The organism is Actinoplanes sp. NPDC051633 (assembly GCF_040681735.1).
GTDB lineage: Bacteria > Actinomycetota > Actinomycetes > Mycobacteriales > Micromonosporaceae > Actinoplanes.
This window is the reverse complement of the sequence record NZ_JBFAZH010000346.1, coordinates 1-6857: the sequence shown is the minus strand read 5'-3', so window position 1 is coordinate 6857 and position 6857 is coordinate 1. Positions and strand designations below refer to the sequence as shown.

The window sequence follows — 6857 nt, the reverse complement described above, 5'->3', positions numbered from 1 at the left end:
ACCCCAGCATCTCCAGGCCACCCGGCGCAGCCAGATGCGACCGCAGGTCGTCGGCCGCCCGGACGGTCAGCGCCAGCGCCCGCTCGAACGACCCGCACGCGGTGGCCGCCGAACCGCGGGCGTGCGCCGCGAGCCCGAGCAGGACCGGGTCGCCGGACGCGATCGCGGCGTCCCGGCAGCGTTCGGCGGCCAGCCACGCCTCGGCCGGGTGACCCAGGTTGCGCACCACGCCGGACGCCATGAACGTGGCCTGGCAGAGCAGCCGCAGTGCTTCCAGCCGGTCAGGGCCGCCGGCCGCGGCGTGCAGGTCGCGGAGCAGCCCGGGCAGGACGCGGGCGGCGCCGGCGTAGTCGCACGAGCTGCGCAGGGAGTCGACCAGATCCGTGGTCCGGGAGAGCTCCCGGACGTCGGGGAACGGGAGGCCGGCGGGTTCGCTCAGGTCGGCGTCGACCAGGGCCTGGCGCAGCGCGTACACCCCGGCCTGGGCGGCCATCGCGGCGCGATCAGCGGCCGGCACCGGCACCCCGGCCAGGTCGGCGGGCGAGCACTCCAGCGCGGCGGCGATGTCGGCGAGCACGTACCGGTTGTCGGCGGCCTGACGCCCGCGCTCGATCCGGCTCCAGGTGGCGTGCGAGATGCCCGCCCGGCTGGCCGCGTGCCGGACACTCCAGCCGCGCAACAGCCGTCGGTGCCGGATCCGTTCGCCGATGCTCGTCGTGGTCATGCCTCGACGCTAAGCCCGCGGGCGGCCGGCGTGGTGCGCACCTGTACCAGCATCGCCCCCGGCACGCGGATCTGTTCTCCTTATCCGCGGCGACCTGCTGGACATCACGCCTAGCGCGGCATGCGCATGGAGGACAGGGGAGGGGCGGGGTCCAGGGGGACGGTCTCCCAGACGGCGGCGAAGGTGTGATCCGCCGTGTCGAGCGTCAGGTGCAGCCGGTGCGGCGTCTCGGCGAAGACGATGTCGACGCCGGTGGCGGTGCGCACGGTGGCGACCGGGCCGGTCACCGTCCAACCGTCGTGGCCCAGCTCGACCTCCAGCGGCCGGCCGTGGTCGGTCAGCGTGAGCCGATCGCCGTCGAGGGTAACCGTCCGCAGGGCCGACCACTCGTTGCCCGGCCCGGGGCGGAAGACGGCTTCGCGCGGGGCGCCGGCCCCCGCCGCCTCCCCCACCCCGGCACTGGGTGGGCTCCAAGTTAGGGCCGGGGTATGACAGTTTTCGGCCACGGCCGAGTCCCGCTCCGCGCCGGCCACGCCGGCTGAGCTGCGGTCCGCGCCCGGCACGCCGGCTGAGCTGCGGTCCGCGCCGGCCGTCCCCGCTGAGCTGCGGTCCGCGCCCAGCGCCGGCAGCAGGTGCTCCCACGCCGCGTCCAGCAAGGCCTGCATGTCCGGGCTCTGCGAGGTGATCGCCACCACCGCGTCCTGTTCGGGCAGGACCAGCATGAACTGCCCGTAGGCGCCGTCGCCGCGGTAGCCGTGCCGGGCCCGCCAGAACTGGAACCCGTACCCCTGGCTCCAGTCCGGGTTCTCGCGGGCCGTCTCGACGTGCCGCCGGGTCGCCTCCGCCACCCAGGCGGCGGGCAGCAGCTGCTTGCCCTCCCACGACCCCTCGCGCAGATACAGCTGGCCGAGCCGGGCGACCGCCTCCGTCGTCGTGTGGAGGCCGGAGAAGCCGATGTCCCGGCCCTTCCGGTCGCGCACCCAGCCGTACGTCGTGATGCCCAGCGGCTCGAACAGCCGCGGCCGCAGATACTCGGTCAGCGGCACCCCACTGACCTTCTGCACGATCGCCGACAGCGCGTACGTGCACGGCTGGTTGTATGCGAACACCGTGCCCGGGTCCCGCTCCGGCGGCATCAGCAACAGGCCGAGCAGCAGGTCACCGTCGCCGGCTTCCCAGGCCCGCTCGATCGTCTCGTCCAGGTGCCCGCTGGCCATCGCCGCGACGTGCCGCACCTTCATCGCCCGCGACCGTTCGTCGGTGACGCGGTCGTCGTGCTCCGGGAAGTAGGACAACACCGTGGCGTCGAGATCCACCGAGCCCTCGGTCACGGCGAAGCCGAGCGCGGTCGAGGTGAAGCTCTTGCTCAGCGAGTACAGCAGGTGCGGCTTCGATGGGCCGTACGGCTCCCACCACCGCCGCGCCACCACCTCGCCGTGCCGCAGCACCATGAGCCCGTGCAACTCCACGCCGTCCCGGCCGTTCGCGGCCCGGACGAAGTCCTCGATCAGCTCCATTCCACCGTTCTACCCCGCGAGGCGAAATCTACGGGGCGTGCCAGCCCTGGATCTCGGCGATCAGGTGGACCGTGCCGTTCGATGCGTTCCGGATCGTCACCTTGCCGTCCGCGCCGACCCGGATCGCCGCCATCGTGGACCGGGCGCCGGTGTTGGCGGCCGGGAAGTTCAGCAGTGACGCCTCCGGCTCGGCGCCGCCGGCCGGCCACGCCCGCAGGAAGCCGCCGCCGGTGTTGTTGATGCCGGTCAGGTTCATCAGCGCGGTGGAGCCCTGTGGCAGGCCGAGCGGCACGTCGACGGTCGCGTTCGCGGCCAGCGGTGCGCCGCCGGAGTCGCGGGTGTCCAGCAGCCGCTTCGCCGGGCGGACCCGCAGGCCGGCGCCGGTGGTCGCGGAGGACGTCCAGTAGCCGGTCGCCGTCATCACCAGGTGGACCGGTGACCCGCTGTTGTTGGTGAAGGTGGCACGGCCGTCCGAGCCCAGCTTCACCGCCACCGCGTGCGACGTGGTGCCCGCGACGTAGTCCATGACGCTGCGGTTGGCGCCGCCGGCCGGAACGGTGCCGACCCAGCCCTGCGCGGTGGCGCCGGTCACGATCAGGTCGATCATCAGGGCCGAGCTGCCGACCGGCACGACGCCGCCGGTCAGCGTGAAGGCCCGGCTCGCGCCCGAGTTCAGCACCCCGGCGGTGCCGCCGAGACCGCTGCGGGTGTCGACCAGCCGGGTGTACGGCACCGGCACGAAACCGCCGCCGACGGTGCTCGGCGCGGTCGTGTAGTAGCCCTCGACGTCGATCACGATGTGCTCGCCGTTGCCGGAGTTGAAGACCGACAGCTTGCCGCTGGCCGGGACTTCGACGACGGCGGTGTTGGAGATGATCTGGTTGGGCGCCGGGTTCACCATGGACAGCATCGGGTCCCGTGTCGTGCCTTCCGGGAAGACGGTGAGGTAGCCGCCGGTGGCGCCGGTGATCGCCGTGATGTCGACGAGCACGGCGCTGACGCCGGCCGGCACGCCACCGACCCCAGCGACGGGGAAGCTGGTCGTGGAGCCGCCCGCCCGCGCGCCGGCCGGCGCGCCGATGCCGGACCGGGTGTCGAGCACCCCGGCGCTGGCCGGCAGCCGGACGAAGTTGCCGCCGCGCACGTTCTGCTGCACCCAGTCGGCCACGTCGTCGAGCCGGGTCTCGACGGTCGAGTTGTCGGTCACCTCGGCCGGGGTCTCCAGGCAGCCCGCCTGGCCCGAGCTGAGATGCAGGCCGACGAGCCGGAACGACGTGCCGCTCGGCCGCAGCGTGGGCCCGCCGCCGTCACCCATGCAGACCGTCGCCGGCGCGTCGGCGGCCGCGGTCAGCCGGAGCGTCGCGGCGTCCACCGACTCCACGGTGAGCGGCGCGGTGTGCAGCCGGTCCGGCACCCACTCGGTCGCGGTCCGGCCGAACCCGGCCACCCGGAGCGTCTCGCCCGCGACCGGCGCGGTGGTGTCGATCGCCACCGGCGTCACGTCGGGCACCGGCGACGCCAGCTTGAGCAGCACGACGTCGCGGGAGGGATGCGGGACCACCCGGGTCACGGCGAGCCGGTGGCCGCCGGTCGAGGCGAGGTCGGTCCTGCCCACGGTCACCGTCACCGGCGCCGGCGGGGGACCGGCCGGGACCGTGCCCGCGCCGAGGCAGGACGTCGCGGTGATCACGAACTCCGGGTCGACCAGCGCGCCCGAGCAGCCTCGCTGGTTGTCGCCGACCATGATCTGCGCGGCGAACTCGAGCCCTTGTTGCGTGGCCGGCGTGCCGCCGCTCACCCCGGCCGCCGGGCCGGCGCTCAGCCAGCCCGCCATCACCAGCAAACCTGCCGCCGCGGCGCCCGCACCGGCGCGCCGAGCCATCGTCCCGATCATCGAATCCCCCGCGGTCAATGGTTGGAGGGTCAGCGTAAGGCGTCGATGCCTTCCCGGGAACCCATCCGATCCACAGTGGTCTGTAAGGAAAATGACGTGCGGCGCCCGTCCGCCCCTGCCTAGGCTCACCGGATGTCCGTCGAAGCCGCTCGCGCCGCCGAGGTGCTCACCGCGCTGTCCAGCACGACCCGCCTGCGGGTCCTCGCCGATCTGGCTCGGCGCGGGGCCGAGGGCGCCACCGTGGCCGAGCTCGCGTACCCCCTGGATCTGCCGACGTCGGAGGTGGGCACCGCGCTGGCCCGGCTGGCCGCGCTGGGGCTGGCGAGCGGCTCGGGCAACGGGATCTACCGCGCCCGGCTGGGCGAGCTGCGCGACGCGGCCGCCGCGGTCGATCGGCTGCAGCCGATCGCCGCGCTGCTTTCGGAGTATCCGCAGCTCACCGGATACTTCGCGCACGGCCGGCTGAGCGGGATGCCGCCGACCATGGGCGAGCGGTACGAACTGCTCGGCGAGCTGTTGTCGAGGTTCCTGGCGCTGGACGGTCTCTACCAGGAGGACGAGATCAACGCCCGCCTGGCGGAGATCACCGACGACGTCGCCGGGGTGCGCCGGATGCTCGTCGACACGGGCTGGCTGGAGCGCGACCGGGCCGGCAGCGTCTACGGCCCCGGCCGCCAACCGGTTGCCCGCTGACTCAGACGGTGCAATAGACCCGCAGTCGCTCGTCGGGGGGCAGCGCGTCCTGCACCTCCTGCAGGTCGGCCAGGATGTCGCGCACCCGGGCGGGCTCGGCGACGTACTCCAGGATCGCGTTCTGGAAGGCGGCCGCCATCGTGGTGGGCATCGCGTCGGAGGCGTCCAGGCAGCGGGGTGGATTGTCGGCGAGGATCTGCGCGATGTTCGCCCGCGATCCCTGATAGATCCACGGCAGCGGATCGGGCTGCAGGACGAATCCGCCCGAGGCGGCGACCCATTCCGGATCCTTCATGAGAAACCGCAGCAGGCCCTCGGCCGCCGGGTGGTCGGTGAACCGGGCGGCGAAGTCGGCGGAGACCTCGACGGCGCCGCCGCTCAGCGCCTCGGGAAACTGATGGATCTCGCCGCTGCCGCCCGCGTAGAACGAGCTCTGGTGCATGGCGGTGCATTTGCCGGTGTCGAGGATCTGGTCCGCCTCCTCGGGGCTGCGCAGCAACGCGTCCTCCCGCTGGCCCGGATTGCCGGCGATCGTTCCGAACAGGTCGAACGCGCGCCGCACGGGCCCGGGCGGCGCCGCCTCGTCGTCGTCGGCCCAGGGCAGGGGCAGCCGCCGGCCGATCGGATCACGGCCGGAGGCCCATCGCTCGTAGCCGTCCGGGCCCGCCTCGTGCAGCACGAGATCCTCGATCCAGTCGGTGCCGGGCCAGCCCGGCGACGACGGGGCGCCGAGGCCCAGGCACCACGGCTTGCTGCCGGTCAGCCCCGGCAGATCGGCGAGGGTCGTGGGCTTGGCCGGGGTGAACTGCTGATTCTCGTAGATGATCAGGCTCTTCACGTCGGTCTTGATCGCCACCGCGTACGCCTCGCTGCCCCGCCAGAGAGCCCGATCGTCCGCGGCCACGGCGCCGGGCTTGCCGAACCTGCGATGCGGCCAGCCCACCAGCGAGGTGACCGGCCGCGCCAGGTCCTCGGTCGCGTACGAGGCCATCTCGCCCACCTGCGGCATGATCGCGACGTCCGGCAGCGTCCCATCCTTGATCTTGCCGCTGAGGACCTGTCCGATCGCGCGCGTGCCCTGATAGGTGATGTCCAGCGTCGCCTTCTTCTCGTATGCCTTCAGCACCCGCACGAACACGGTGGCCTCGATGCTGTTGTCCGGCCACGGGCCGAGCACCACCAGAACCCGATCGTCGGCGGTCGCGCCGGTGCAGCCGTGCAGGGCCGCGGCCGTCAGCAGGGCGACGGCCACGGCCGCCACTGTTCGCCGGAGTCTCGTCATCGCTGGTACCGGTATTCCTCGAGGCGGGGCAGCAGCCCCAGCGTGACGGCGAGGCCGGCCAGCACCGCCATCGCCACGGCAGCGGCCGTGGCGCGGGCCGAGTAGGTGGCCGCCGACGCAGCGGTGGTGCTCACCGAGTTCGACGTGCTCAGCAGTTGCTGACCCGAGGTCGCTTTCGGCGGTCGTGGGCAATCGCCATCCGGTTTGACGGGCCACTGGCCGGAGATCTGTTTCAGGGCGTCGCACCCTCGGAATCTCGCCTCCTCGGCCCGCGCTTCGTAGGTGACGACCATGTCGTCCAGCGTGTCGCGGCTCCGGTCGACGTCGCCGTCGAAGCGCAGGGACACCACCGCCGTGGCGCCCAGCGCCATGGCCAGCAGGGAGGCGGCGAGCAGCGGCGCGCTGAGCGTTCGCCGGAACCGCCGCGAGTGCCACACCTGCACCCAGCCCAGCAGTCCCAGGAAGGCGGCAAGGGGAAGCACCCACAGCAGATGGCGCCACCACGGGATCGCGCTCACCTCGGCGTCCTCGACATTCTGCTCGAGGGTGGCCAGCTGCGACAGGACCTCTTCCTCCATGAACCTGTGGGCCCAGCGCATGTTGGCCTGGGCGAGCACCGTGCCGGCGCCGCCGCGGAACGCGTCCTGGATCAGTCCCTGGTACCTGATGAGCAGGCCGGTCACCACCTGCACCTTCTCGGCGGTCACCTCGTCGATCTCGGACTGCGAGACCTGGGCGAGCTGGCGG

At 73.0% G+C, this 6857-nt stretch carries 6 protein-coding genes; 1 reads left to right on the top strand and 5 read right to left on the bottom strand.

The annotated features are described in order from the left end of the window. The 3 genes from AB0M20_RS20025 to AB0M20_RS20015 all read right to left on the bottom strand — a co-directional run. Positions 1-724, bottom strand: a 724-nt coding sequence (locus tag AB0M20_RS20025) for a helix-turn-helix transcriptional regulator (protein WP_364300162.1), incomplete at its 3' end; no start/stop codon positions are given. A gap of 110 nt (positions 725-834) precedes the next feature. Further along, positions 835-2241: a serine hydrolase gene (locus AB0M20_RS20020; RefSeq protein WP_364300160.1), complete on the bottom strand. Its 1407-nt coding sequence runs from the start codon at positions 2239-2241 to the stop codon at positions 835-837. Between the two features lie 28 nt (positions 2242-2269). Further along, a complete protein-coding gene (locus tag AB0M20_RS20015; RefSeq protein ID WP_364300158.1) occupies positions 2270-4123 on the bottom strand; it encodes a trypsin-like serine protease in 1854 nt (617 codons plus the stop codon). Between the two features lie 144 nt (positions 4124-4267). On the opposite strand from AB0M20_RS20015, the gene AB0M20_RS20010 reads away from it, so the two are divergent. Further along, positions 4268-4828, top strand: coding sequence for a DUF2087 domain-containing protein (locus AB0M20_RS20010; protein ID WP_364300156.1), 561 nt, complete (start codon positions 4268-4270; stop codon positions 4826-4828). 1 nt (position 4829) lies between these two features. On the opposite strand, the gene AB0M20_RS20005 is transcribed toward AB0M20_RS20010, so the two are convergent. Together AB0M20_RS20005 and AB0M20_RS20000 are read right to left on the bottom strand one after the other, a co-directional pair. After that, on the bottom strand, positions 4830-6080 hold the full coding sequence (locus AB0M20_RS20005; protein WP_364300154.1) for a hypothetical protein: 1251 nt from the start codon (positions 6078-6080) through the stop codon (positions 4830-4832). Positions 6081-6106: 26 nt separating this feature from the next. Beyond that, a partial coding sequence (locus AB0M20_RS20000) for a hypothetical protein (RefSeq protein ID WP_364300152.1) occupies positions 6107-6857 on the bottom strand: 751 nt, incomplete at its 5' end.

What these genes read in the sequence shown, in the direction of transcription:
- AB0M20_RS20010 (WP_364300156.1), top strand. Translation starts at nt 4,268, where the DNA reads ATGTCCGTCGAAGCCGCTCGCGCCGCCGAGGTGCTCACCGCGCTGTCC.
- AB0M20_RS20015 (WP_364300158.1), bottom strand. Translation starts at nt 4,123, where the DNA reads ATGGCTCGGCGCGCCGGTGCGGGCGCCGCGGCGGCAGGTTTGCTGGTG.
- AB0M20_RS20020 (WP_364300160.1), bottom strand. Translation starts at nt 2,241, where the DNA reads ATGGAGCTGATCGAGGACTTCGTCCGGGCCGCGAACGGCCGGGACGGC.